22 protein-coding genes and 1 riboswitch are annotated in these 26325 nt (G+C 62.3%); of the genes, 17 read left to right on the top strand and 5 right to left on the bottom strand.

Annotated features, from left to right (window positions below):
- The first annotated feature begins 29 nt into the window (after window positions 1-29).
- From msbA to ACQ4LH_RS04975, 6 genes are all read left to right on the top strand, one after another.
- Window positions 30-1853, top strand: a complete 1824-nt coding sequence (msbA, locus tag ACQ4LH_RS05000; RefSeq protein ID WP_430696197.1) for a lipid A export permease/ATP-binding protein MsbA — start codon at window positions 30-32, stop codon at window positions 1851-1853.
- Complete coding sequence (locus ACQ4LH_RS04995) at window positions 1853-2749, top strand: GNAT family N-acetyltransferase (protein WP_430696196.1); 897 nt, start codon at window positions 1853-1855, stop codon at window positions 2747-2749. The genes msbA and ACQ4LH_RS04995 overlap by 1 nt, the downstream gene beginning before the upstream one ends.
- Before the next feature lie 2 nt (window positions 2750-2751).
- Complete coding sequence (locus ACQ4LH_RS04990) at window positions 2752-4152, top strand: PIG-L deacetylase family protein (RefSeq protein ID WP_430696195.1); 1401 nt, start codon at window positions 2752-2754, stop codon at window positions 4150-4152.
- A gap of 65 nt (window positions 4153-4217) precedes the next feature.
- Window positions 4218-5639 (top strand): bifunctional D-glycero-beta-D-manno-heptose-7-phosphate kinase/D-glycero-beta-D-manno-heptose 1-phosphate adenylyltransferase HldE, encoded by a 1422-nt coding sequence (gene hldE / locus ACQ4LH_RS04985; protein WP_430696194.1) that lies wholly within the window; start codon window positions 4218-4220, stop codon window positions 5637-5639.
- 110 nt (window positions 5640-5749) lie between these two features.
- Entirely contained in the window at window positions 5750-7033 is a 1284-nt protein-coding gene (locus ACQ4LH_RS04980) for an acyl-CoA dehydrogenase family protein (protein WP_430696193.1), read from the top strand.
- A gap of 12 nt (window positions 7034-7045) precedes the next feature.
- Window positions 7046-8254, top strand: a complete 1209-nt coding sequence (locus tag ACQ4LH_RS04975) for an acyl-CoA dehydrogenase family protein (protein ID WP_430696192.1) — start codon at window positions 7046-7048, stop codon at window positions 8252-8254.
- A gap of 58 nt (window positions 8255-8312) precedes the next feature.
- Here the strand turns inward: ACQ4LH_RS04975 and ACQ4LH_RS04970 are convergent, their stop codons facing one another.
- From ACQ4LH_RS04970 to ACQ4LH_RS04955, 4 genes are all read right to left on the bottom strand, one after another.
- On the bottom strand, window positions 8313-9197 hold the full coding sequence (locus ACQ4LH_RS04970; RefSeq protein WP_430696191.1) for a metal ABC transporter ATPase: 885 nt from the start codon (window positions 9195-9197) through the stop codon (window positions 8313-8315).
- 69 nt (window positions 9198-9266) lie between these two features.
- Entirely contained in the window at window positions 9267-10085 is an 819-nt protein-coding gene (locus ACQ4LH_RS04965; protein ID WP_430696190.1) for an aldo/keto reductase, read from the bottom strand.
- A complete protein-coding gene (locus tag ACQ4LH_RS04960) occupies window positions 10085-11257 on the bottom strand; it encodes an NAD(P)/FAD-dependent oxidoreductase (protein WP_430696189.1) in 1173 nt (390 codons plus the stop codon). The genes ACQ4LH_RS04965 and ACQ4LH_RS04960 overlap by 1 nt, the downstream gene beginning before the upstream one ends.
- 73 nt (window positions 11258-11330) lie before the next feature.
- The gene (locus ACQ4LH_RS04955; RefSeq protein ID WP_090249763.1) at window positions 11331-11663 is read right to left on the bottom strand and encodes a DMT family transporter; all 333 of its coding nucleotides are present in this window, start codon (window positions 11661-11663) and stop codon (window positions 11331-11333) included.
- Window positions 11664-11750: 87 nt separating this feature from the next.
- On the opposite strand from ACQ4LH_RS04955, the gene ACQ4LH_RS04950 reads away from it, so the two are divergent.
- Together ACQ4LH_RS04950 and waaA are read left to right on the top strand one after the other, a co-directional pair.
- A complete protein-coding gene (locus ACQ4LH_RS04950; RefSeq protein ID WP_430696188.1) occupies window positions 11751-12635 on the top strand; it encodes a LysR family transcriptional regulator in 885 nt (294 codons plus the stop codon).
- 54 nt (window positions 12636-12689) lie between these two features.
- The gene (waaA, locus tag ACQ4LH_RS04945; protein WP_430696187.1) at window positions 12690-13982 is read left to right on the top strand and encodes a lipid IV(A) 3-deoxy-D-manno-octulosonic acid transferase; all 1293 of its coding nucleotides are present in this window, start codon (window positions 12690-12692) and stop codon (window positions 13980-13982) included.
- A 70-nt stretch (window positions 13983-14052) separates the two neighbouring features.
- Here the strand turns inward: waaA and ACQ4LH_RS04940 are convergent, their stop codons facing one another.
- Window positions 14053-15498, bottom strand: coding sequence for a TolC family outer membrane protein (locus tag ACQ4LH_RS04940; protein ID WP_430696186.1), 1446 nt, complete (start codon window positions 15496-15498; stop codon window positions 14053-14055).
- 220 nt (window positions 15499-15718) lie between these two features.
- Window positions 15719-15825: riboswitch (TPP riboswitch) on the top strand.
- A 93-nt stretch (window positions 15826-15918) separates the two neighbouring features.
- Between ACQ4LH_RS04940 and thiC the strand changes: the two genes are divergently transcribed.
- The 9 genes from thiC (at window position 15919) to parC (ending at window position 26306) form a co-directional block, all read left to right on the top strand.
- Window positions 15919-17811: a phosphomethylpyrimidine synthase ThiC gene (thiC, locus tag ACQ4LH_RS04935; protein ID WP_430696185.1), complete on the top strand. Its 1893-nt coding sequence runs from the start codon at window positions 15919-15921 to the stop codon at window positions 17809-17811.
- A gap of 88 nt (window positions 17812-17899) precedes the next feature.
- Window positions 17900-18499, top strand: coding sequence for an NUDIX domain-containing protein (locus ACQ4LH_RS04930; RefSeq protein ID WP_430696184.1), 600 nt, complete (start codon window positions 17900-17902; stop codon window positions 18497-18499).
- Window positions 18490-18954, top strand: coding sequence for a DUF1249 domain-containing protein (locus ACQ4LH_RS04925; RefSeq protein WP_430696183.1), 465 nt, complete (start codon window positions 18490-18492; stop codon window positions 18952-18954). Before ACQ4LH_RS04930 ends, ACQ4LH_RS04925 begins: the two co-directional genes overlap by 10 nt.
- A gap of 173 nt (window positions 18955-19127) precedes the next feature.
- Window positions 19128-19949 carry a 3',5'-cyclic-AMP phosphodiesterase gene (gene cpdA / locus ACQ4LH_RS04920; RefSeq protein ID WP_430696182.1) on the top strand — a complete coding sequence of 274 codons (822 nt, stop codon included), beginning with the start codon at window positions 19128-19130 and terminating at the stop codon, window positions 19947-19949.
- Between the two features lie 55 nt (window positions 19950-20004).
- On the top strand, window positions 20005-20616 hold the full coding sequence (locus tag ACQ4LH_RS04915) for a YqiA/YcfP family alpha/beta fold hydrolase (RefSeq protein ID WP_430696181.1): 612 nt from the start codon (window positions 20005-20007) through the stop codon (window positions 20614-20616).
- Window positions 20617-20631: 15 nt separating this feature from the next.
- Complete coding sequence (gene parE / locus ACQ4LH_RS04910) at window positions 20632-22536, top strand: DNA topoisomerase IV subunit B (protein ID WP_275960531.1); 1905 nt, start codon at window positions 20632-20634, stop codon at window positions 22534-22536.
- Window positions 22536-23519, top strand: coding sequence for an esterase-like activity of phytase family protein (locus ACQ4LH_RS04905; RefSeq protein ID WP_430696180.1), 984 nt, complete (start codon window positions 22536-22538; stop codon window positions 23517-23519). Before parE ends, ACQ4LH_RS04905 begins: the two co-directional genes overlap by 1 nt.
- Window positions 23516-24040, top strand: a complete 525-nt coding sequence (locus ACQ4LH_RS04900; protein WP_430696179.1) for a retropepsin-like aspartic protease family protein — start codon at window positions 23516-23518, stop codon at window positions 24038-24040. The genes ACQ4LH_RS04905 and ACQ4LH_RS04900 overlap by 4 nt, the downstream gene beginning before the upstream one ends.
- A gap of 7 nt (window positions 24041-24047) precedes the next feature.
- Window positions 24048-26306, top strand: coding sequence for a DNA topoisomerase IV subunit A (parC, locus tag ACQ4LH_RS04895; RefSeq protein WP_430696178.1), 2259 nt, complete (start codon window positions 24048-24050; stop codon window positions 26304-26306).
- The last annotated feature ends 19 nt before the right edge of the window (window positions 26307-26325 follow it).

The raw sequence follows: 26325 nt of genomic DNA, 5'->3' as shown, positions 1-26325 counted from the left end.
TTCTCTAGTCGTCGTACGAGGCGTGCCGAATGGCCAATTCTAACCAGCAATCGAGTATCAAGGTTTATTTGCGATTGCTGAAATACGTGGTCCCTTACTCGGGTCTGTTTGCCATCAGTATCCTTGGGTTCATGATTTTCGCCTCAACCCAGCCTATGTTTGGTTACATCCTCAAATATTTTGTGGATGGATTGGCCAATCCCGATGTAAATTTTTTTGCTGCTGTGCCCTACCTGAAAGATGTTCCATTTCTGGTCAATCTCAAGCTTATGCACGTTGTGCCGCTGCTGATTGTGTTGATTGCGCTCTGGCAGGGCATTGGTTCCTATCTAGGTAACTATTTTCTAGCCAGAGTCTCGCTGGGGTTGGTGCATGACCTGCGCGTTTCATTGTTTAACAACCTGTTGGTGCTGCCTAATCGCTATTTTGATACTCACAACTCGGGCCACCTGATTTCGCGGATCAGCTTTAACGTGACCATGGTCACGGGGGCCGCCACCGATGCGATCAAGGTTGTGGTGCGCGAGGGTATGACAGTGATTTTCCTGTTCGCCTCGCTGTTGTGGATGAATTGGAAGTTGACCCTGGTGATGCTGGCAATTCTGCCGCTGATCGGCCTGATGGTCACCAGTGCCAGTCGCAAGTTCCGCAAGCAGAGCAAGAAGATCCAGGTGGCCATGGGGGATGTGACCCACGTGGCGTCCGAGACGATTCAAGGCTATCGGGTTGTTCGCAGTTTCGGCGGCGAGTCATACGAGCAGACCCGCTTTCTCAGCGCGAGTAACAGCAACCGCGAAAAACAGCTGCGCATGACCAAAACCGGTGCGGTGTATACGCCGATGTTGCAGCTGGTGATTTACAGCGCCATGGCAGTACTGATGTTCCTTGTGCTGCTGATGCGTGGTGATGCGTCGCCGGGTGATCTGGTGGCCTATATCACCCTGGCGGGCCTGCTGCCTAAGCCGATTCGTCAGCTGTCCGAAGTCAGCGCCACGGTGCAGAAGGGCTTGGCCGGCGCCGAAAGCATTTTCGAGCAGCTGGATGAGGACCAGGAGGTCGACCACGGTACCGAAGAGCGCGACCGAGTCAGTGGCCGCCTTGAAGTACGTGATCTGAGCTTCCAGTATCCGGGCGCCGAAAAACCGGTGCTCAATAACATTTCCTTTGTTGCTGACCCTGGCCAGATGGTCGCTTTGGTGGGGCGTTCGGGCAGTGGCAAGTCCACCCTGGCCAGCCTGATCCCGCGTTTTTATCACCACGAGCATGGCCAGATCCTGCTCGATGGTCTGGATGTCGAGCAATACCGTCTGCGCAACCTGCGTCAGCACATTGCGCTGGTGACTCAGCATGTAACCCTGTTCAACGACACCGTGACCAATAATATTGCCTACGGTGATCTGGCCGGTTCGCCGTTTGAGGATGTGCGTAAGGCGTCTGAGGCGGCCTACGCAGCCGAGTTTATTGAGAAGCTCCCTGAGGGCTACTCCACCCTAGTCGGTGAGAATGGCGTACTGCTCTCCGGCGGTCAGCGCCAGCGTTTGGCAATCGCTCGTGCGTTGCTGAAGAACGCGCCGTTGCTGATCCTCGATGAGGCTACTTCAGCACTCGATACCGAGTCGGAGCGGCATATCCAGGGGGCGCTGGACGAAGTGATGAAGGGGCGTACGACGCTGGTTATCGCGCACCGTTTGAGCACCATCGAGAAGGCTGATCTGATTCTAGTGATGGATCAGGGGCAGATTGTCGAGCGCGGCACCCACAGCGAGTTGCTGGCGATGAATGGTTACTACGCACGCCTGCATGCGCGTGACTTCGTCGAGGCCGAAGACCTGGTCGCGGAGCCTGATGCCTGATGCTCAGTCATTTACGTGCCTGGCGTGAGCGTGGCTGGACGCCGATTGATGCTGCCGCTTATGCCGCTGCCTGGCAGCGGTTCGGCGGCAGCGTCGCCACCCATCCGCAGGTGATCGAACGTCTGGCAGGGCTGGCCGGTTTGCCGGTGCGATACCTGGGCTGGTTTGAGCGGGACGAGTTGCGCGCTGCGGTTCCGACCTGGGGGCGGCATCTGGCGCTATCCAAGGATGTGCTGAAACAGCAGGGCAAGCGTGGCCTGTTCGATTTGGGCAATGCCGAGATCATCCTGCCGCTGGCAAGCGACGCGCGCGTGCCGCTGCGCCACAAGGTGCGCTACCTGTCGGCTCTGAATGCCGAACAGGTGCTCGGTCGTCGTGAGCAGCCCGAAGGCCTGGCGTTGGCCCGCGAGCCTGAGGAGTACAGCAAGAAGTTTCGCTACAACCAGCGCCGTGAGCAGCGCTTGCTGGAAGAGGCGGGCGGTGTTGTACGACCGATGCTGGAGTTGTCCGCCGACGAGCAGGCGGTGATCTACGCCGATCTGTTTCAGCGTCGCTGGGGCTTCGAGGCGACCGGTAAAACGCATTTGGCCGAGGTGTTCAGCCTGATGCGCGACTTTATGACAGGCTCGCTGATCTACCTGAACGACCAGCCAGTGGCGATCCAGGTGCTCTACCGCGTCGAGGCTCCGCAGTGGGTCAGTCTGGAATACATCAACGGCGGCGTTGACCCGCAAAACCGCGAGTTCAGTCCCGGCAGCGTGCTCAGCTTTATCAACACCCAAACAGCCTGGGCTGAAGCGCGGGCTATCGGCAAACCGCTGCGCTATTCGTTTGGTCGGGCCGACCGCGAATACAAAGACCGCTGGTGCAATCGTATGCCGGTTTATCAGGTCTGATTATGTCCGCACGCAAGCAAGCCCTGCTCAAACAGCATCGTCGGCAAAAGCGCATTGCGCTGTTGGTGGCGCTGGTGCTGTTGTGCCTGCTGGGCGTATTTGCCGCCTGGTGGTGGGTGACATTGCTTTTGCTGGTGGGCTGGATAGCCCATGAGGCATGGTTTGCCGACCATCTGTTTTACGCCCCGGATGACGACTACAGCTATGAGTTTGCTCAGGATGTACCTGCATTAGCAGGGCGCATCGAGGCAGGGCGCCTGTCGCTGGATGGCGACATTGGCGCTGCCGATACCCTGGTTTTGCAGGTGCAGCTCAAGGCCAGCTGGCTTGGGCGTTGGTTGGACCCCTATGTGCTGATCGGCACTGACCGTCAGGATTTCGAGCGGGGCGTGGATGGTCGTCGCTACCTCAATCTGTCCGGCCAGCAGGATGCTTTGGTCGGCGGGACGCTGCAGCTGCGTGGCTGCTTCTGTCGCATTGAACCGGCCGTTGCCCTATTTGCCCTAAGCAATCCGGATTATGCCGAGCAGCGCCTGATGATGATTGCGCCCCATGCCGACGATGCTGAACTTGCAGCCTTTGGCCTGTATAGCCGGGCGCGTGATGTCAGCATCGTGACCCTGACTCAAGGCGAAATCGAGGCTGAGACCTATCAGGCGCTGAAGCTGGACAACGCCGCCGCTGCCCGGCTTAAAGGGCGCCTTCGTGCATGGGACAGCTTGGCCGTTCCGCTCTGGGGCGGTGTGCCGCAGAGTCAGTGCCTGCAGCTGGGGTATTACTGCCTGCAGTTGCCCGCGATGCAGGCGCAACCCGAGGCAGCTTTTGCTTCGCGCGAGTCGGGTGAGGGCGATATTCGCAGCGTGCGCGCCGCTAATTCAATTCAGCTGCCAGGCGATGCTGATGGCTTGCCCAGCTGGCGCAATCTGCTGGCCGATCTAGTGGCGGCGCTTGAGCACTTCCAGCCTGAGGTGGTGGTAACGCCGCACCCGCAGCTGGACCCGCATAGTGATCATGTAGCCAGTACCCAGGCGCTGCTAGAAGCGATTGAGCTGAGTAGCTGGAAGCCGAAAACCCTGCTGCTGTATGCCAACCATCTGCACGACAACGACCGCTGGCCCATGGGCCCGGCGGGCTTTGGCATTGCACTGCCGCCAGCTATTGAAGCGCTGCCGGCGGATGGCGTGTGGAGCCCTGGGTTGGATGCCGCGCGGCAGCTGGATAAGGCCATGGCCTTGGCCATGCAACACGATTTGCAAGGCGCATTACCGCTTAAACGGCGCATCCGCCGGCTGATCCAGCGCCTGCTGGTCGGGCGGCGCTGGCCGGCAACCGGTGAGGATGAGTTCTTCCGCAAGGCGGTGCGCCGTCACGAACTGTTCTGGGTGCGTACGCTCGACGGTTGATCAGCGTATTTACCTGCCAATGTTATGATTTGCGGCGATTCGTTTTAGCCGCTTCTGGAGTGTTTATGAAATTGTCCATGCCGCGTTTCGACCAGGCCGCCGTTCTGGTGGTGGGCGACGTTATGCTCGACCGTTATTGGCATGGCGGCACCTCGCGGATTTCCCCGGAAGCGCCGGTGCCGGTGGTCAAGGTTGAGCAGATCGAAGATCGTCCGGGCGGCGCGGCCAACGTCGCGCTAAACATCGCCGCCCTCGGCGCGCCGGCTACATTGCTGGGCGTGACCGGGCAGGATGAAGCCGCTGAAAGTCTGCGCAACAGCCTGCAGGCGGTTGGTGTGAAAACCTTTTTTCAAACAATCAAAGATCAGCCGACCATCGTCAAACTGCGGGTGATGAGCCGCCATCAGCAGCTGCTGCGCATGGACTTTGAAGAACCCTTCCGCACCGATAGCGCGGCATTGGCGACCAGTGTTGAATCGCAACTGGACGGCATCAAGGTGCTGATTCTCTCGGATTACGGCAAAGGCGCGCTGCAGAACCATCAGGCATTGGTGCAACTGGCGCGTAGCAAAGGCATTGCCGTGCTGGCCGACCCTAAAGGCAAGGATTTCTCCATCTACCGTGGCGCCAGCCTGATCACCCCGAACCTGCACGAATTCGAAACCATCGTCGGCCCTTGCCACGATGAGGCCGAGTTGGTGGCCAAAGGCGCGGCCCTAATGAGTGAGCTGGATCTGGGCGCGCTGCTGGTGACCCGCGGCGAGCACGGCATGACCCTGTTGCGCCCAGATCATCCGGCTCTGCATCTACCGGCGCGTGCTCGTGAAGTGTTCGATGTCACCGGTGCCGGCGATACAGTGATCTCCACCCTGGCCGCCAGCCTGGCCGCCGGCGAGGAGCTGCCGCATGCCGTGGCCCTGGCCAACCTGGCCGCCGGTATCGTGGTCGGCAAACTCGGCACTGCGGCCATCAGCGCGCCGGAACTGCGCCGCGCGATCCAGCGTGAAGCGGGCTCCGAGCGTGGCGTGCTGAGCCTCGATCAGCTGCTGCTGGCGATCGAAGATGCCCGTGCCCATGGCGAGAAGATTGTTTTCACCAATGGCTGTTTCGATATTCTGCATGCCGGTCATGTGACCTACCTGGAACAAGCGCGTGCCCAGGGCGACCGACTGGTGCTGGCGGTGAATGACGATGCCTCGGTTAGCCGTTTGAAAGGCCCTGGTCGGCCGATCAACGCAGTGGATCGGCGTATGGCGGTGCTGGCCGGCTTAGGTGCGGTGGACTGGGTGGTGAGCTTTAGCGAAGACACCCCGGAAAATCTGCTGCGTGCGGTCAAGCCGGATGTGCTGGTCAAGGGCGGCGACTATGGCATTGAGCAAGTGGTCGGTGCCGATATCGTCACGGCTTATGGCGGCGAAGTGCGCGTGCTGGGGTTGGTGGAAAACAGCTCGACCACCGCCATCGTCGAGAGAATCCGCAGTAAGTAAACCTCCACGGCGACTGGCTGTTTTGCCAGTCGCTGGCGTCGGCGCGGTCATAGGCGCTTGCCCTGACCGCGCGCATGATCATAGGCATTCCCCGCATGGAGCGAGATGCCATGACTTCCGACGTACAGGGCCGTGCCCTGGCAATGCTCAACCGGGTCGCCCAGGCTGACTGGCCGGACCGCTTGAAGCTGCGCAAACCCTTCGAAAAACTCATCTACACCGGTAGCCGCGCGAGCTTTCGTGCGGCGGCGCAGCGCGCGGGGAAAGTCGCCAAATTGCCGCGCCCGGCTGATCCCGATGCCTTGTTCGATCTGTCGCTGTCCGATGAGCAGCTGATGCTGGTGGAGATGCTCGAAGCCTTCGCCAGTGAAGTGCTGCGCCCGCTGGCCCATGACGCCGATGAGCAGGCTGCGCTGCCGGCCGCCTTGCTCAACCAGGCCCATGAACTGGGGCTAACTCACTACGCGGTGAGCGAAGCCCAGGGCGGCATGGCCGGCGAACGTACCACGCTGAGCAATGCGCTGATCGCCGAGGCGCTGGGTAAAGGTGATCTGTCCCTGGCCGCGGCCTTGCTGGTGCCGTTGTCGGCGGCCAACTGCATTCGCCGTTGGGGCAATGCCGCTCAGCAGGCGCGCTGGCTGCCGGCCTTTGTCGGTGAGGAGCCTGCGCCGGTAATGGCCATTGCGGTCAATGAACCGACGCCGCTGTTTGATCCGCACAAGCTGGAGACTCGGGCGCGTAAGCGCGGTAAGCATTACGTACTCAGCGGTGAGAAGAGCCTGGTGTTGCGCGGCCTGGATGCCAGCCAGCTGATCGTTGCGGCGCAGGCTGCGGACGGCCCGGCGCTGTTTATTGTTGAGGCGGGGGACAAGGGCCTGCAACGCAGCCCGCAACCGGCCATGGGGCTGAAGGCCGGCAGCACGGCGCGCGTGCGGCTCAATGGCGTCAAGGTGCCGGTTGAGGCGCGACTGGCTGCGGAGCATTTCAACTACCAGAGCTTTCTCGATTACGCCGGACTGACCTGGTGCGCCCTGGCGGTGGGTACGGCGCAGGCCGCGCTGGATTATGTTGTGCCTTACTGCAATGAGCGGTTGGCCTTTGGTGAGCCGATCAGCCATCGCCAGGGCGTGGCTTTTATGGTCGCGGACATGGCCGTAGAAATCGATGCCATGCGCCTGATGGTCTGGCGCGCCTGTGCGCGTGCCGAGCAGGGTTTGTCGTTCCAGCGCGAAGCCTATCTGGCGCGCCTGCTGTGCAGCGAAAAGGCCATGAAGATCGGCACCGACGCGGTGCAGTTGCTCGGTGGTCACGGCTTTACCAAAGAACATCCAGCCGAGCGCTGGTACCGCGATTTGCGTGCGCTGGCGATTATGGCCGGCGGTCTCCAGCTTTAAGGGCGCCTCAAAATGAATCTGGAAACCCCAAAGAAATTCCGTGGCTTGGTCAATCAGGCCCATCAGGTGGCGGAGAGTTACTTTCGTCCGCTTTCGCGCAAGTACGACAAGGCCGAGCACGCCTATCCCAAGGAGCTGGACCTGCTGGCCGCGCTGCTCGATGGCATGAACGCCGGCTCGCCGGACGCCATCGGTGCCACCTCGGCAAGCAAGCGTGGCGCGGCCCGTGAGCAGCAGGAAGGCATCAAGAATGGCGGAAATATGTCCGCACTTTTGGGCGTGATGGAGCTGTGCTGGGGCGATGTCGGTCTGCTGCTGGCGATGCCGCGTCAGGGGCTGGGCAACGCGGCGATTGCCGCGGTGGCCAATGATGAGCAGCTGGCGCGCTTCGGCGGCACCTGGGCGGCTATGGCGATTACCGAGCCGGGTTGCGGTTCGGACTCGGCGGCGATTCGCACCACGGCGATCAAGGATGGCAATCACTACGTGCTCAACGGCGAGAAGATTTTCGTCACTTCCGGCGAGCGTGCGGATGCCGTAGTGGTCTGGGCCACCCTGGACAAGAACCTCGGCCGTGCGGCGATCAAGTCCTTTGTGGTTGAGCACGGCACGCCGGGCATGACGGTGACGCGCCTAGAGAAGAAGCTTGGCATCAAGGCTTCGGATACGGCCTCGATCAGTTTCACTGATTGCCGGGTGCCGGCAGCCAACCTGCTGGGCAATCCCGAAATCGATGTGCAGAAGGGCTTTGCCGGGGTGATGGAAACCTTCGACAACACCCGCCCGCTGGTCGCTGGGATGGCGGTAGGCGTGGCCAAGGCCTCGCTGGACCGCACCCGCGAACTGCTGAAGAAAGTCTGCAAGCTGGATTACCGCACGCCGTTGCTCAGCGTCAGCCACGCCGAGGCAACTCTCTATCGTCTGGAAGCTGAATGGGAAGCCGCACGCCTGTTGACGATGAAAGCCGCCTGGATGGCCGACAACAAACTGCCCAACTCCAAGGAGGCCTCCATCGCCAAGGCCAAGGCCGGGCGGGTGGCCAACGAGGTGACGCTGAAGTGTGTCGAACTGGCCGGCGCGTTGGGCTACGGCGAGGATGAGCTGCTGGAGAAGTGGGCGCGCGACTCGAAGATTCTCGACATCTTTGAAGGCACCCAGCAGATCCAACTGCTGATCGTCGCCAGGCGATTGCTGGGCAAGAGCTCCAGCGAATTGAAGTAGTTGTTCACGCGGGCTGGGTGAATCCAGCCCACTTGCCTGAAATCCCTTTTTGCCCTGCTTAGGTGGGGCTTTTTTGCGTCTGCACCAGCCAATCTTTCCAGCGAATACGCTCATCGCGCACCAGCCAGCCATCCTGTGGCGCAAAGCTCTCCGCCAGCCACAGACCGCGGGTGCTGGCGGGTGAAAGCTGGCCTTGCTTCAGGGTCAGCAGCTCGGCAGTTGGCCGGCCCTGATCCAGCGGGATCAGAAACAGATCGGGGCGGGCACGATTGAGGCGGGCGATCAGTTGGCCGTCTTCCAGGTGTTCGTCGACATGCAGCAGGCTGAGCTGGCGCGTCTCCTTGGGCAAATCCAGGCGCAGGTCATACACCAGCTGCAACGAGGCGGTCGGTAGGTGCACGTAGGCACGCGGGCGTTCGAGCAGCTTGAGGTTGCCGCATTGCACTGGGCGCGCGGCGCCGGACAGCGGGCTTAGGCTGAAGTGCGCGGTTTCCCGGTAGCGCAGGCTGCTCTGGTAGGGCGTTGGCAGCCAGGTGTCGCCATAGCGCCCGCTTAGCCAGCCTTCCGGGGTTTCCAGCAGGCATTCTTCGGCCACTTCCTGAATCGCGGTGAGCAGCGGCAGGTTGAGCTCATGGGCCGGCACGTAGCCGGAGATCAGCTTGAGCACCACGTCGCCGCGATCCGCGCGACGCTGGCGCACCAGTACCCAGTATTCGCGGCTCTGCCAGCTGAGGGTCAGACGCACCGAAACGCCCAGGTTGGCCAGCTCCACGGCAAAGCGCTGAGTATCGGCCACTGCCACAGGTTTGCGCTTTTCCAGCATCTGGCTGAAGTTCAGCGGCATGCCCAGGCCCTGGTAACTCAGGCCTTCCGGGCTGGCTTCGACAAACAGTTGTAGGGTCTTGAAGCTGCTGGGGTCTTTGCGGATCAGGGTGCGCGGCATTGCAACTCCTCGCGGGCATGGGCGTAGGCATGGCCTCAGAGCTTGGCACAGATCGCCGGGTGAGACCCGTCAGGCAATATCCTGAATTACAGCGGCGGCCGTGGCGACGTTATGCGCCAGGTGCTGCGGGTTGATGGTGCCGATAATCGCGCTGCACGCCGCCGGGTGGCTGAAGATCAGCTCGAAACTGGCGCGCACCGGGTCGACGCCCGGCGCCAGGCAGGCGTGACCGCTGGCCAGGGCCTTCTTGATCAGGATGCCTTTGCCGTGCAGTTCGGCGTAGTCGAGCACGGCCTGCTCGCTTTGCTCATTAAGGTTGTAGGTGACCATCGCGCAGTCACCGTGTTCCAGTGCCAGCAGGCCGCCTTCGACGGTTTTGCCGGAGAGGCCGAAGCCGCGAATTTTGCCTTCGCGCTTAAGCTCAGCCAGGGTTTCGTACACGCCACTGTCACGCAGGATGGCCACATCGTTGCCGTCGGAATGCACCAATACCAGGTCGATAAAATCGGTTTCCAGACGCTTGAGGCTGCGTTCCACGGAGAAACGGGTGTGCGCCGGGCTGAAGTCGAAGCGCGATTGGCCGTTGTCGAACTCTTCACCAGCCTTGCTGACGATCACCCACTGCTGGCGATGGCCGCGCAGCAGCGGGCCGAGGCGGGTTTCGCTGGTGCCGTAAGCGGGTGCGGTGTCGATCAGATTGATGCCCAGATCATAGGCCTGGGCCAGCAGCTCGCGTGCGGCGGCGTCATCGGGGATGGTGAAACCGTTGGGGTATTTCACCCCCTGATCACGGCCCAGCTTGACCGTGCCCAGGCCCAGCGGCGAAACCAGCAGCTCGGTGGCGCCCAATGGGCGATGCAGGTTGTGCAGGCTGTGCAGTGGATGCATCAGAACAGTTCCTCCCAGGCGGCGGGGGCGACGGTCGGGCGCGGTAGCGCGGGCAGTGGTGCGTGCTGCGCCGGCTGAATGCCGTCACGGGCCAGCGCCGCCAGCACGCGGTCGGCAAAGTCCGGGGCTAAAGCCAGTTTAGTCGGCCAGCCGACCAGCAGCTTGTCCTGCTCGTGCAGAAAGGCATTGTCTGGGCGGACCAGGCCGGATTGCGCCGGTTCGGCGCGTTCCACCCGCAGCGTCGCCCATTGCGCGGCGGACAGATCGACCCAGGGCAGCAGCTCGCTCAGCTCTTTTTTCGCCGCCAGGATCTGCGCCGCTTCGTCACGGGCCACGCCATCGGCCTCGGCCAGGTCACCACCGAGGTACCAGACCCACTGGCCGTCGGCAGCCGGGTGGGTGGTGATGGTTACGCGCGGCTTCGGCCCGCCGCCCAGGCAGTGGGCGTACAGCGGTTTTAGCGTTGGGCATTTGACTAGGGCCATATGCAGCGGGCGCAATTGCTGGGCCGGCTGACTCAGGCCAAGGGCACTAAGTAGCTCGGCATTGCCGCGCCCGGCGCTGAGGATGATGCGTTGTGCGCGAATCTCGCGACCATCGATGATCAGGCCGACCAGCTCGCCATTTTCCCGCAGCGGTTCGATGCGCTCGGCGGCCAGCAAACCATCGCCGGCCAGCTCGCTCAGGCGGCTGATCAGGCTTGGCACATCCAGCACCAGTTCGGCCAGGCGGTAGACCTTGCCTTTGAATTTGGGGTGCTGCAGGGCTGGCGGCAGTTGCTCGCCCTTGACCTGATCGACCCGGCCGCGCACCGCCTTGCTGGCAAAGAAACTGGTGATATTGCCGGCCAGGCTGCCGGGGGACCACAGGTAGTGGGCATCGGAGAGCAGGCGCACGCCAGTGAGGTCCAGTTCGCCGCTGCCGGCCAGGGCTTCGCGCCAGCGCCGTGGCATATCGGCGATGGCTTCGGAGGCGCCGGTCAGCGCGCCATGCAGGGCGTATTTGGCGCCGCCATGGATGATGCCCTGGGATTTCACGCTCTGCCCGCCGCCGAGGCGGGCATTTTCCACCAGCACAGTGGCAAAGCCCTGACGGCGCAGGCGCGCATTCAGCCAGAGGCCGGCGATGCCGCCGCCCACGATCAAAACATCAGTGCTTAACGCCTGGGACATGCATGTGTCTCACCGGGAAAACAGGCGCGCAGTATAACCCGCCCGCGCTAGCGCGCCTGCGCGACTCAGCCGCTCAGTGGCCGACGCTTTGCGAGAACAGCTGAATCACTACGACGCCGGCGACGATCAAGCCCATGCCGAGCATGGCAGGCAGATCCAGGCGCTGCTGGTAGAGAAATACCGCGGCGATGCTCACCAGGACGATGCCCAGACCCGCCCATACCGCGTAAGCGACGCCGACCGGGATGGTCTTCACCACCAGGCTGAGCATCCAGAACGAGATGGCGTAGCCGACCACAACCAGCAGCAGGGGCAGGGGTTTGTTGAAACCATCCAGGGCCTTCATCGAGGTGGTGGCGATGACTTCGGCAGTGATGGCAATAGCGAGGTAGAGATAGCCGCCCATGATGTGGCCTCCTTGGTGGTCTGGCGGCCATTCTAGTGATCTGGCGGATGGGATAAAGTGATTACCTATCTGATATGGAGATGGGTTATGCAGTGGAGCCTGGAGCAGATTCGCCTGTTTGTCAGCGTCGCCGATGGCCAGTCGTTCTCCGCCGTGGGCCGACAGATGCAGCGCGCGCAATCGGCGGTAAGCAATGCGATTGCCTTGCTAGAGGCCGACCTTGGCGTGCGTCTGTTCGAGCGCAGCAGCGGCCGTCAGCCGCGCCTGACCGATGCCGGCACGGCCTTGTTGGAAGAGGCCCGCGAGGTGTTGCGCCAGTGCCAGCGTCTGGAAGGGCGTGCGCTGGGTCTGGTGCGCGGTGAAGAGGTGCGCTTGCGCCTGGCACAGGATGAGGCTATGCCCTATCAGCCGGTGCTCGACAGCCTGGAGGCGCTGGCTCAGCAATTCCCGCTGCTGGAGGTGCAGTTGGCCAGCGGTGCCCAGGGCGATGTGGCGCGCAAGCTGCTGGAGCACCGCGCCGACCTTGGCCTGCTGTTCCACCACGAACAGATGCCCGACGCCCTGGAGCGCCAGCGCCTGGGTACCATCGAGATGGTTACGGTGTGCGGGGCGGGGCACGCTCTAGCGGGAGCTGGGCATGTCGACCGGCGTGAGCTGGCGCGCCATCGACAACTGCTGATGGCGCCGCAGGACAGTCACTATCCCGGCGGCGAGCAGCTCAGCCCGTCGGTCTGGCGTACCGACAGCTTCTACGCCATGGCCGAGCTGCTGATGCGCAACCTCGGCTGGGCCTGGCTGCCGCGCCATGTGGTGCAGTACCCGACTTATCAGAGCCAACTGGTGGAGCTGAGCAGCGACTGGACGCCACCGCCATTGGTGGTGGAGCTGGTCTGCCGCCGCGATGAAGCGCTGGGCCCGGCGGCGTTGTGGTTGGCCGAGTGCTTTGCTCAGCATCTGCAGGCGATTGGCTGATGCAGGCCTGCGCGTTACTCGACGAGTTTTGCCAAAGTGCATAAGCTGCGCGCCATGAATAGAAGCCTCTACACCCTGCTGTTTCATCTCGGCCTGCCGCTGGTGGCCGGGCGTCTGGCGTGGCGCGCCTGGCAGGCGCCGGCCTATGCCAAGCGCATTGGCGAGCGCTTTGCCCTCGGCTTGCCGCCGCTCAAACCGGGTGGCATCTGGCTGCATGCGGTGTCGGTGGGTGAAAGCATCGCCGCCGCGCCGCTGGTACGTGAGCTGCTGGCGCGCTATCCGCAGCTGCCGATCACCATCACCTGCATGACGCCGACCGGGTCGGAGCGTATCCAGGCCATGTTCGGTGGCGCGGAGTACGCAGGCCGCGTGCAGCATTGCTACCTGCCGTATGACCTGCCCTGGGCGGCGGCGCGTTTTCTCGATCAAGTGCAGCCTAAGCTGGCGGTGATTATGGAAACCGAGCTGTGGCCCAACCATATCCACCAGTGCGCCAAGCGTGGCATCCCCGTGGCGCTGGCCAATGCAAGGCTTTCCGAGCGCTCTGCGCGCGGTTATTCGCGCTTTGCCAAACTGACGGCACCGATGCTGGCTGAGCTGGATTTGCTGGCCGTGCAAACGGCGTTAGAGGCCGAGCGCTTTCGCAGCCTGGGCGCGCGCGCTGAGTGCGTCGAGGTCACCGGTTCGATCAAGTTTGATCTGACGATTGATCCGGCATTGTTGACCCGCGCTACAGCCTTGCGTGAGCAATGGCAGGCGACGCAGCGCCCGGTGTGGATCGCCGCCAGCACCCATGCCGGTGAGGATGAAATCGTCCTCGCTGCTCACAGTGAGCTGCTCAAGCAGAATCCTGATGCGCTGTTGATTCTGGTACCGCGCCATCCCGAGCGTTTCAATTCGGTGTTCGAGTTGTGCCAGCGGCAAGGCTTCACTACCCGGCACCGTTCTACCGGCGAAGCTCTGCAGGCGGCTGATCAAGTGCTGCTTGGCGACACCATGGGCGAGCTGCTGTTTCTTTATGCCCTGGCCGATATCGCCTTTGTCGGTGGCAGCCTGGTGGCCAATGGCGGGCATAACCTGCTGGAGCCTGCGGCGCTGGGCAAGCCGGTGTTGAGCGGCCCGCACCTGTTTAACTTTCTGGAGATTGCCGCGCAGTTGCGTGCTGCCGGTGCGTTGAGCGAGGTGGTGGATGCCGACGGTCTGGCGCAGCGAGTCGCGCAACTATGGCGTGAGCCTGAGGCGGCGCAGGCCATGCGTGATGCGGGGTTGGCGGTGATGCAGGCCAATCAGGGCGCGCTGGCGCGCTTGCTGGCAGGCCTGGGGCGATTATTAGCGGGTAGGCTTTAACAGGCCCCTGCAAATGGATGCGCCATAAAAAAGCCCGCTGAATTCAGCGGGCTTTTTCGTCTTACTCAACTCAGTACTGCGGGTTGCCACGTAGCTGGGCTTCGGCGGCTTTGGCCAGGTCCGGCGGGAGGAAGTCTTCATCCGGGTTGTAGTCGGATTTCAGGTACTGCTCCAGGGCAGCCAGGTCGTCCGGGCTGAGGGTGCCGGCGGCCTGCTTCAAACGCAGGTTGTTGAGGATGTAGTCGTAACGCGCGTTGTTGTAGTTGCGCACCGAACTGTACAGCTGGCGCTGGGCGTCGAGCACGTCAACGATGTTACGCGTGCCTACCTGATAGCCGATTTCGGTGGCTTCCAGGGCGCTCTGGTTGGAGATGATCGACTGCTTGCGCGCTTGCACGGTTTCCACGTCGGTATTCACCGCGCGGTGCAGGTTGCGGGTGTTCTGCACCACCTGACGGCGCAGGCTTTCACGCAGCTGCTCGGTCTGGTTCAGGCGCTGGTAGGACTCGCGCACCTGGGAGCTGGTCAGGCCGCCGCTGTACAGCGGGATATTCAGTTGCAGGCCAATTGAGCGTTGCTCGACATCACCACTGAAGCGCGCCTGGCCGGGTGCGCCGGAGTTGCTGAAGCCGAGGCTGTCGTTGTCGCCCTTCTGGTAGCTGGCAACTGCATCCAGCGTCGGGGCGTGGCCGGATTTGCGCTGGCGCAGGGTTTCTTCGGCGGCGTCAACGGCGTAGTTGCTGGCTTGCAGATTGAGGTTCTGCGCGGCGGCGGTGTCGACCCAGGCCTTGGCGTCATTCGGCGTTGGCGCGAGGATCGGCAGGCTGTGTTCGATGCCTTCCAGGGCGGCGAAGTCCCGATTGGTCAGGGTGATCAGGGCCTCGAAGGCGTCTTCCACCTGTTGCTGGGCGATGATGCGGTTGGCGCGGGCGGTGTCGAAACCGGCCTGGGCTTCCAGTACGTCAGTCTTGTCCGATAGGCCGACATCGAAGCGCTCGTTGGCTTGATCCAGCTGACGCTTGAACGCGGCTTCTTCGGCCTTGGTCGAGGCCAGGTTGTCCTGGGCGCGCAGTACCGCGAAGTAGGTTTCGGCGCTCTGCAGAATCAGGTTCTGTTCGGTGGCCGACAGTTCTAGCGCAGCTTGCTCGTTGGTCGCTTCAGCGGCCTGCAGCTGGAACCAGCGGTCAGCGCGGAACAGCGGCTGGCTGAGGTTGGCCTGGTACACCATGCCGCTGCGCGAGCTGGTGTTGGCGGGCGAGTCGACCTGGGTACGGGTGTCGCTCAGGTTGGCGCCGGCAGACAGGTTCGGCAGCAGGCCGGCACGGGCCTGGGGTACCACTTCGCTGCGCGCTTCATAATCAGCACGGGCGGCGGCCAGGTCGGCATTGTTGGCGGCGGCTTCCTGGTAAACCGTGACCAGGTCAGTTTTGGTGGACAGCGGGGCTTGTTCAGCAGCCCAGGCCATTCCGTTGGACGCGGCGGCCACAGCGAGAGCCAGAGAGAGTCTGCGCAACATGAGGGTGATCCTGATTTTGGCGGTAATCGGCAAGGCTAAGGGGCGCTGCCGAGAGGGTCAAGATTTGTCTGGAGCTGAATGAGTGTAGATTGCAACAATCCGTGGCGTCTTCTACGTGCCGGGGTATTTGTAGTGGGTGCTTTCGTCACTTTCCGACGCATGGGTCATGAGAAATTGACTCCCGAGTTGGTTTTATTGGCTGGGGTTGATTAGACTGCTCGCGTTCTTGTCGGGGTGCCCCAATTGCGGGGCTGAGATTGGCAGCTGCCGGATCCCGTTGAACCTGATCAGGTTAAGGCCTGCGTAGGGAACAAGATGTGCTCGCCCTCCCTCCGGCGAGCCTCTGGCACCGCCCCTGGTGCACCTTTCGCCGCTCATCCGTCCAGGTTCGCTCCGACATATAGCCCTGGAGAGCCGCCGATGAGCACACAAGAAAAAAACCTCAATCCGATCCTGAGTGAATCTGCCCAGGTCGACCAGCAGTCGATCCAACCTTTCCCGCGTTCGCAGAAAGTTTATGTGCAGGGCTCGCGCCCGGACATCCTGGTGCCGATGCGGGAAATCAGCCTGGACGTTACGCCCACCGACTTCGGCGGCGAGATCAACGCGCCCGTGGTGGTTTACGACACCTCCGGCCCGTACACCGATCCCAAGGTCATCATCGACGTGCGCAAGGGCCTGGGCGACGTGCGTTCACCGTGGATCGAATCCCGTGGCGACACCGAGCGCCTGCCTGGCCTGAGCTCCAACTTCGGCCAGCAGCGCCTCGCCGATGCCGAGCTGACCAAGCTGCGTTTCGCCCACGTCAACAACCCGCGCCGGGCCAAGGCCGGGGCCAACGTCAGCCAGATGCACTACGCGCGCAAAGGCATCATCACCGCCGAGATGGAATACGTTGCCATCCGCGAGAACATGAAGTTGGAAGTGGCGCGCTCCGCTGGTCTGCTCGATCAGCAGCATCCCGGCCACAGCTTCGGCGCCAGCGTGCCAAAAATCATCACTCCCGAATTTGTTCGTGAAGAGATTGCCCGCGGCCGCGCGATCATCCCGGCCAACATCAACCACACCGAACTGGAACCGATGATCATCGGCCGTAACTTCCTGGTGAAGATCAACGGCAATATCGGCAACTCGGCGCTGGGTTCTTCGATTGAAGAAGAAGTGGCCAAGCTGACCTGGGGCATTCGCTGGGGTTCCGACACGGTCATGGACCTGTCGACCGGCAAGCACATTCACGAAACCCGCGAGTGGATCATCCGTAACTCGCCGGTCCCGATCGGCACCGTGCCGATCTATCAGGCCCTGGAAAAAGTCGGCGGCGCGGCCGAAGAACTGACCTGGGAACTGTTCCGTGACACCCTGATCGAGCAGGCCGAGCAGGGCGTGGACTACTTCACCATCCACGCCGGCGTGTTGCTGCGTTATGTGCCGATGACTGCCAAGCGCGTCACCGGTATCGTTTCGCGCGGCGGTTCGATCATGGCCAAGTGGTGCCTGGCGCACCATAAAGAGAACTTCCTCTACACCCATTTCGAAGACATCTGCGAAATCATGAAGGCCTACGACGTCAGCTTCTCGCTGGGTGATGGCCTGCGTCCGGGCTCGATTGCCGACGCCAACGATGAAGCGCAGTTCGGCGAGCTGGAGACCCTCGGCGAGCTGACCAAGATCGCCTGGAAACACGACGTGCAGACCATGATCGAAGGCCCTGGCCACGTGCCGATGCAGTTGATCAAAGAGAACATGGACAAGCAGCTGGAGTGCTGTGACGAGGCGCCGTTCTACACCCTCGGCCCGCTGACCACTGACATCGCGCCGGGTTACGACCACATCACCAGCGGCATCGGTGCGGCGATGATTGGTTGGTTCGGTTGCGCCATGCTCTGCTACGTCACGCCCAAGGAGCACCTTGGCCTGCCGAACAAGGATGACGTGAAGACCGGCATCATCACCTACAAGATCGCAGCCCATGCTGCGGACTTGGCCAAAGGTCATCCGGGCGCGCAGATTCGCGACAATGCGTTGTCCAAGGCGCGCTTTGAGTTCCGCTGGGAGGATCAGTTCAACCTTGGCCTCGACCCCGACACCGCGCGCAGTTATCACGACGAAACGTTGCCCAAGGACTCGGCGAAGGTGGCACACTTCTGCTCCATGTGCGGGCCGAAGTTCTGCTCAATGAAGATCACCCAGGAAGTTCGCGTCTATGCTGAAGAGCAACGCATCGCCGCACTCGACCTGGATGCCGAGGCGGGCATGCAAGCCAAGGCAGAGGAGTTCAAGGCGCAGGGTGCGCAGCTCTACCACAAGGTCTGATAGAGCTTTTGCTGTGTCATGTTTCGGCGCAGCATAGAGTGTAACCAGGACGGGCCTTCGGGCCCGTTTCTGTTAATTAGGGGGCGTTATGCAACGAGAAGATGTCGAAGTGATTGAGCGCGAGGCCTGCTTCAGCGGCTTCTACAAGCTCGATCGGCTGCGTTTACGCCATCGCCAGTTTGCCGGTGGCATGGGCCCGGAGCTGAGTCGCGAATTGTTCGTGCGCCACGATGCGGTGTGCGTGTTGCCCTATGACCCGCAACGCGATTGCGTGGTGCTGATCGAGCAATTCCGTGTTGGCGCGATGGAGAAAAGCGCCAATCCCTGGCTGATGGAGCTGGTCGCCGGTTTGATCGACAAGGATGAACAGCCGGAGGAAGTCGCCCGTCGTGAGGCGATGGAAGAAGCCAATCTGCCGCTGACTTCGCTGTGGCCAATTACCCAGTACTACCCGTCACCCGGCGGCTCGGATGAGCGTGTGCATCTGTTCGTCGGTCGTTGCGACAGTGAAGGCGCCGGTGGCGTGCATGGCTTGGCGGAAGAGGGCGAGGACATTCGCGTGCACGTCTGGCCGTTGGAAGATGCCCTGGATGCGCTGAAAGACGGTCGCATCGACAATGCTGCGAGCATCATCGCCCTGCAGTGGCTGGCGCTGAACCGCTCCGAAGTGCGGGGGCTGTGGTCGTGAACCTGCTGCGCGAGCGCTATCGGGTCGACCTGGTCGAGCTGCAAGCCGCTTGCGAAGCCAACTATGCGCGCCTGATGCAGTTGCTGCCGGAAATGCGTGAGGGGCCGGATGCCTACCGGCAGACGCGGCGTGTGGGCATGAGTCAGGGTGAACAGCAACTGGGCGTGCTGGCGCTGGAAGTACTGGAAACCTGCCCCTATACCTCGACCCTCTCCGTGCGTCAGGAGCACAGCTTGCCCTGGCTGCCGGTGCCGCATATGGAGGTGCGCGTGTACCACGATGCGCGTATGGCGGAAGTTATTGGAGCGCAGAGCGCGCGGCGATTTCGCGGCATTTACCCCTATCCCAATGCTGCTATGCACCAGCCGGATGAGAAGACTCAGCTCAACCTGTTTCTCGGCGAGTGGCTGAGTCACTGCCTGGCCTGCGGTCACGAACTGGCTCCCGTGCGTTAGGTTTTTCCACGTTCTGCCGCTAATCAGTCGCAGGCGCATTATTCCGATACGCGCTAGCCTTAGGATGGGCGTTGGATTTACAGCGGGCGTTCTGTGATCTATTCCCCTTTCGCGGGTTTACCGCCCGCAGGGCTAGCCAGCATAATTCACGCATTCCGCTCAAGGAGAAGGTCTTGCCGGGCGCGCCGACTAAAACCACTGCTGATGATCGCTCGGTACTGCTTGTGCAGTTGTCCGATAGTCACCTGTTTGCCGACGGGGCAGGCAAGCTATTGGGCATGGATACCCAGGACAGCTTGCAGCGGGTGATCGAGCGTGTGCTGCAGGAACAACCGCAGATTGACCTGATCCTGGCCAGTGGCGACCTCTCGCAGGACGGCAGCGCTGAGTCCTACCAGCGTTTCCGCGAGATGACTGCCGCCATCCCCGCGCCTGCGCGCTGGTTTCCCGGTAACCATGATGAAGTGCCTGCCATGCAGGCGGCCTGTGTCGGCAGTGATCTGCTGGAGCCGGTGATCGACCTGGGCAACTGGCGCGTGACTTTGCTCGACTCTTCGATCCCCGGTGCCGTGCCCGGTTACCTCAGTGAGCAGCAGCTTGCCTTGCTGGAGCGCGCACTCAGCGAAGAACCAGATCGTCATCACCTGATCTGCCTGCATCACCACCCGGTGTCCATCGGCTGCAAATGGATGGAACCCATCGGTTTGCGTAACCCGGATGCCTTGTTTGCCGTGCTCGAGCGTTTCAGCCAGGTGCGTGCGGTGCTCTGGGGGCATATCCACCAGGAACTCGATCAGCAGCGCGGTCCGATCCGCCTGCTGGCGTCGCCCTCTACCTGCGTGCAGTTTGCGCCGGGCAGCGAGGAGTTTCAGGTCGATAAAACCGCGCCGGGCTATCGCTGGCTGCGTCTGTTCGACGATGGCCGCCTGGAAACCGGTGTGTCGCGGGTTACCGGGATCAAGTTCGAAATCGATTACACCATCAAGGGCTATTGAGTCGCTCGGCTAACCGGTTGCAGCCGGTCGCCGCAACCGGTTAGCCTCCCGCCCCATGACCACATCCATTCTCTATATTCACGGGCTTAACAGCTCGCCGGCGTCGCTCAAGGCCAGCCAGTTACAGCGCGCCATGGCACAGCTAGGCATGGCCGCGCAGCTGCAAGTACCTGCCCTGCATCACCACCCACGCCAGGCGATGGCTCAGCTCGAAGCGCTGATAGCCGAGCTTGGTCGGCCCGTGCTGGTTGGCAGCTCGCTGGGCGGCTACTATGCGACCCACTTGGCCGAACGCCATGGGTTGCCGGCGTTGTTGATCAATCCAGCCGTGCGCCCGCATCTGCGTTTCGACGGCTACCTGGGCCCGCAGAAGAACTATTACAGCGACGAGACCTGGGAGCTGACGGCCGATCACGTATCGGCCTTGGCCGAACTAGATATAGCAATGCTGCAAGACCCGGCGCGCTATCAGGTGTGGTTGCAGACCGCCGACGAAACCCTCGATTACCGCGATGCTCAGAGCTATTACCGCGCCTGCGCCTTGCGTATCCAGGCTGGCGGCGATCATGGCTTTCAGGGTTTTGCCGAGCGTCTGCCGATGCTTTTCGTTTTCGCCGGTATTCCTCGCCATCTGTGGCAGGATATCGACTTTTCCGCTCTCAATTGACGAACAAGAGACCCCATGGCCCAGCAAGGTTCTAGCTCTTACAACGCCGATGCCATCGAAGTCCTTTCCGGCCTCGACCCGGTGCGCAAACGCCCGGGCATGTACACCGACACCAGCCGGCCCAACCACCTGGCCCAGGAAGTCATCGACAACAGCGTCGACGAAGCACTGGCCGGGCATGCCAAATCGATTCAGGTGATCCTGCACGAGGACAACTCCCTGGAAGTGCTCGACGACGGTCGCGGCATGCCAGTGGACATTCACCCGGAAGAGGGCGTGCCAGGGGTTGAGCTGATCCTCACCAAGCTGCACGCCGGCGGCAAGTTCAGCAACAAGAACTACCAGTTCTCCGGCGGCCTGCATGGCGTGGGCATCTCGGTGGTCAACGCGCTGTCGACCAGCGTGATCGTCACGGTCAAACGCGACGGCAACGAGTACCAGATGAGTTTCGCCGACGGCTACAAGGCCAGCGATCTGGCCGTGGTCGGCACCGTGGGCAAGCGCAACACTGGCACCAGCGTGCATTTCTGGCCAGATGCCAAGTATTTCGACTCCTTCAAATTTTCGGTCAGCCGCCTTAAGCACGTACTGAAAGCCAAGGCGGTTTTGTGCCCGGGGCTCGCGGTCAGCTTCGAGGACAAGGCCAGCGGCGAGAAAGTTGAGTGGATGTATGAAGATGGCCTGCGTTCCTACCTGGTGGACGCGGTCAGTGAATTTGAACGGCTACCCAATGAACCCTTCTGCGGCAGCCTGGCGGGTAACAAGGAAGCGGTAGATTGGGCGCTGCTGTGGCTGCCGGAAGGTGGCGACGCGGTGCAGGAAAGCTACGTCAACCTGATCCCCACCGCCCAGGGCGGCACCCACGTCAACGGCCTGCGTCAGGGCCTGCTGGATGCCATGCGCGAGTTCTGCGAGTTCCGCAGCCTGCTGCCGCGCGGGGTCAAACTGGCGCCGGAAGATATCTGGGAACGCATCGCCTTCGTTCTGTCGATGAAGATGCAGGACGCGCAGTTCTCCGGGCAGACCAAGGAGCGCCTGTCGTCCCGTGAGGCTGCTGCCTTTGTCTCCGGCGTGGTCAAGGACGCCTTTAGTCTGTGGCTTAACGGTCACCCGGAACTCGGTCAGCAGCTCGCCGAACTGGCGATCAGCAACGCCAACCGCCGCCTCAAGGCCGGCAAGAAGGTCGAGCGCAAACGCATCACTCAGGGCCCGGCGCTGCCTGGCAAGCTGGCTGACTGCGCGGGCCAAGACCCGATGCGCTCCGAGCTGTTTCTGGTGGAGGGTGATTCCGCCGGTGGTTCGGCCAAGCAGGCGCGGGATAAAGAGTTTCAGGCGATCCTGCCGTTGCGCGGGAAGATCCTCAACACCTGGGAAGTCGATGGCAGCGAAGTGCTGGCCAGTCAGGAAGTACACAACATCGCCGTGGCGGTTGGCCTCGATCCGGGTTCCAGCGACCTCAGCCAGCTGCGCTACGGCAAGATCTGCATCCTCGCCGACGCCGACTCCGACGGTCTGCACATCGCCACCTTGCTCTGCGCGTTGTTCGTCCAGCATTTCCGCCCGCTGGTGGATGCGGGGCACGTCTATGTCGCCATGCCGCCGCTGTACCGCATCGACCTGGGCAAGGAGATTTTCTACGCCCTGGATGAAGCCGAGCGCGACGGCATTCTCGACCGTCTGGTGGCCGAGAAGCGTCGTGGCAAGCCGCAGGTCACGCGCTTTAAAGGCCTGGGTGAGATGAACCCGCCGCAGTTGCGCGAGACCACCATGGACCCCAACACCCGGCGTCTGGTGCAGCTGACCCTGGACGATTACCCCGGTACCCAGGAAATGATGGACATGCTGCTGGCGAAGAAGCGCGCCGGCGACCGTAAATCCTGGCTGGAGTCCAAGGGCAACCTGGCCGAGGTGCTGCTCTGATGCAGCGGCTGTTGGCTGTCTGCCTGCTGCTCTGCTCACCCTTGCTGGCGAGTGCGGCGGCATTGGAGGAGCTGAAACTGCTCAACGAGCAAGCGGTCAGTGGCGTCAGTGGCGGCAATCTATCTGGACTGGCCTGGTGCGATAACGCGCTGTGGGTGGTTTCCGATCGGGATGATCAGCAGCTTTATCGCCTGGAGTCGGATGAGTCGCAGTGGCAGGCCACGGCCGAGAGCTTTGTCGCGCCGCCTGCGCCGGATGTGCGCTTGCCCTGGGGGCTGCGCATGCGCAGCTGGGTCGCCGGCCTGGTACGCGGTGGTGAGCTGGATTTCGAGGGCATCAGTTGTGACGACGCTGGCAACCGCTACCTGGTCAGCGAAGCCAAGGCGGCCGTGCTGCAGTTACCGGTGGTCGGCGAGCCTAACTGGCTGAAATTGCCTCAGGGCCTGCTGCGCCAGGCGCGCGCCAGTGGCATGGCGCTGCATTACAACTCGCTGTTTGAAGGTATTGCCGTCGATCCTGCCGGTGAGCGCCTGTACCTGGCGGCTGAGCGTATGCGTCGCGGCTTGTTGGTGGCGCACAAACAGCGCGCGATCTGGCGTTGCACTGGTGGCTGCGTGTTATTCAGCGAGGCGGGCACGGAAACGGGCCCCGAGCAGCTGGGCGGCAAGCCGCAGCCTCGGGATTTCTCGGGTCTGGCCTTCCATAACGAAAAGCTCTTCACCCTTGAGCGTCAGGCGCACCGTATCTGTCGGCGCGACCTGAACAATGGTCAGGTCGAGAAGTGTTGGTCGTTTGCCGCCGAGGCACTGACCCCAGAGCGGCTCTATGCACCGTCCTATGGCCTGGCGGAAGCGCTGTGGGTGGATCAGGATGGTGCTTGGATCGGTGTCGATAACGGCAGCTTCAGCCGTGCCGACGGTGAGTCGCGGCCGATTATCTGGCGCTTTGCCGCACCCCAAGGCGGCTGGGGCAGCAAGCCGTGAGCGAGCAGCCAGCGGGTAAACGTGCTGGTCGGATGATGCTGGTGCTGGCCTGGGGTGCAGCGCTGTTGCTGGCGACCAAGTTCTTCGGTGACTGGGAAGATGCCCAGCGCAATCCCAATCGCGCGCCTGAGTCGCTGCATGGCAGCGGCTATGTCGAAGTGCACCTGGCCAGCAGCCGTCAGGGCCACTATATGGCCGGCGGCAAGATCAATGGCGAGGAGGTGACCTTCCTTCTCGATACTGGTGCGACGCAGGTCGCGGTGCCGACCGAGGTGGCGCAGCGCCTGGGTTTGCAAGCCGGCGCGGCAATCACCATCAGCACCGCCAATGGTCGCGCCACAGCCCATCGCACGCGGCTGGAACGCTTGCAGCTGGGCGATATCGTATTGACCGATGTAGACGCTTTGATTGCCCCCGGCATGGGCGGCGATGACGTATTACTGGGCATGAGTGCCCTGAAACAACTCGAATTTACCCAGCGCGGCGGCACGTTGATGCTGCGCCAATCCACCTTGCAATGAGGCACGCATGAGCGAATCCCTCGATTTGAGCCTGGACGGTGTTGAACGCCGTTCCCTTGCCGATTTTACCGAGCAGGCTTACCTCAATTACTCCATGTACGTGATCATGGACCGCGCGCTGCCGCATATCGGTGACGGCCTCAAGCCCGTGCAGCGGCGCATTGTCTACGCCATGAGCGAACTGGGCCTGGACGCCGACTCCAAGCACAAGAAGTCGGCGCGTACCGTCGGTGACGTGCTCGGCAAGTTCCACCCGCACGGTGACAGCGCCTGCTACGAAGCCATGGTGCTGATGGCGCAGCCGTTCAGCTACCGCTACACCCTGGTCGACGGCCAGGGCAACTGGGGTGCGCCGGATGATCCGAAGTCCTTCGCCGCCATGCGTTACACCGAGGCGCGCCTGTCGCGTTACTCGGAAGTCCTGCTGACCGAGCTGGGCCAGGGCACCGTGGACTGGGTGCCGAACTTCGACGGCACCATGAATGAGCCAGCGACCCTGCCGGCGCGCCTGCCGAATATTCTGCTCAACGGCACCACCGGTATCGCCGTGGGCATGGCCACCGACGTGCCGCCGCATAACCTGCGTGAGGTCGCGACGGCCTGTATTCGTTTGCTAGACGAGCCGAATGCCACGGTCGAGCAGCTCTGTGAGCATATTCTCGGCCCGGATTATCCGACCGAAGCGGAAATCATCACCCCGCGTAGCGATCTGCTGAAGATCTACGAAACCGGCAAAGGCTCGGTGCGTATGCGCGCCGTGTACCGCGTTGAGGACGGCGATGTTGTCGTCACCGCGCTGCCGCATCAGGTTTCCGGGGCCAAGGTGCTGGAGCAGATTGCTGCGCAGATGCAGGCGAAGAAGCTGCCGATGGTCGCCGACCTGCGCGACGAGTCGGACCACGAGCACCCGTGCCGCATTGTGATTATCCCGCGCTCCAACCGCGTGGATGCCGATGAGCTGATGCAGCACCTGTTCGCCACCACTGAGCTGGAGTCCAGCTACCGGGTCAACACCAACGTGATTGGCCTGGACGGCAAACCGTCGGTGAAAGACCTGCGTACCCTGCTCACCGAGTGGTTGCAGTACCGCGTCGGTACCGTACGCCGTCGTCTGCAGTTCCGTCTGGACAAGGTTGAGCATCGTCTGCACCTGTTGGAGGGCCGCTTGATTGCCTTCCTCAACCTCGACGAAGTGATCCGCATCATCCGCACCGAGGATTCACCCAAACCGGTGTTGATGGAACGCTTCGGCCTTACCGAGATTCAGGCCGAGTACATACTTGAGACCCGCCTGCGCCAGCTCGCGCGGCTTGAGGAAATGCAGATCCGTGGCGAGCAGGAAGAGCTGGCCAAGGAGCGCGACAAGTTGCTGGCCCTGCTCGGCAGCGAAAGCAAGCTGAAGAAGCTGGTGCGCCAGGAAATTTTGGCCGACGCCGAAAAATACGGCGATGACCGTCGTTCGCCGATCGTTGCCCGCGCCGAAGCCAAGGCGCTGAGCGAAACCGAGCTGATGCCGACCGAGCCGGTCACCGTGGTGATCTCGGAAAAAGGCTGGGTGCGCTGCGCCAAGGGCCACGATATCGACGCCACGGGCCTCTCGTACAAGGCTGGCGATGGCTTCAAGACGTCTGCGCCAGGCCGCTCCAACCAGTACGCGGTATTTATCGACTCCACCGGGCGCAGCTACTCGCTGGCTGCGCATTCGCTGCCATCCGCCCGTGGTCAGGGCGAGCCGCTGACCGGACGCCTGACGCCGCCACCGGGGGCGACCTTCGAATGCGTGCTGCTGCCCGATGACAATGCGCTGTATGTGATCGCCTCCGACGCCGGCTACGGCTTTGTGGTCAAGGGCGAAGATCTGCAAGCGAAGAACAAGGCCGGCAAGGCATTACTCAGCCTGCCAACTGGCGCGCTGGTGGTGCCGCCGAAGCCGTTGGCCAATCGCGAAGAGGACTGGCTGGCCGCAGTGACCACCGAAGGTCGACTGTTGCTGTTCCCGGTGCGCGATCTGCCGCAACTGGGCAAAGGCAAGGGCAACAAGATCATTGGTATTCCCGGTGAGCGGGTTGCTTCGCGCGAGGAATACCTCACTGACCTGGCCGTACTGCCGGTCGGCAGCACCCTGGTCTTGCAGGCTGGTAAGCGCACGCTGTCGCTCAAGGCCGATGACCTGGAACACTACAAAGGCGAGCGCGGTCGGCGCGGTAACAAGCTGCCGCGCGGCTTCCAGCGAGTCGACAGTCTGTTGGTTGAAATCCAGGGTTAAGCTTCAGAGCTGGGCTCGG

This window comes from Pseudomonas peli (genome assembly GCF_050563605.1).
Classification (GTDB): Bacteria; Pseudomonadota; Gammaproteobacteria; order Pseudomonadales; family Pseudomonadaceae; genus Aquipseudomonas; species Aquipseudomonas peli_A.
Note: the sequence above shows the minus strand (reverse complement) of the source record. Positions and strands in the feature narration are given on the sequence as shown.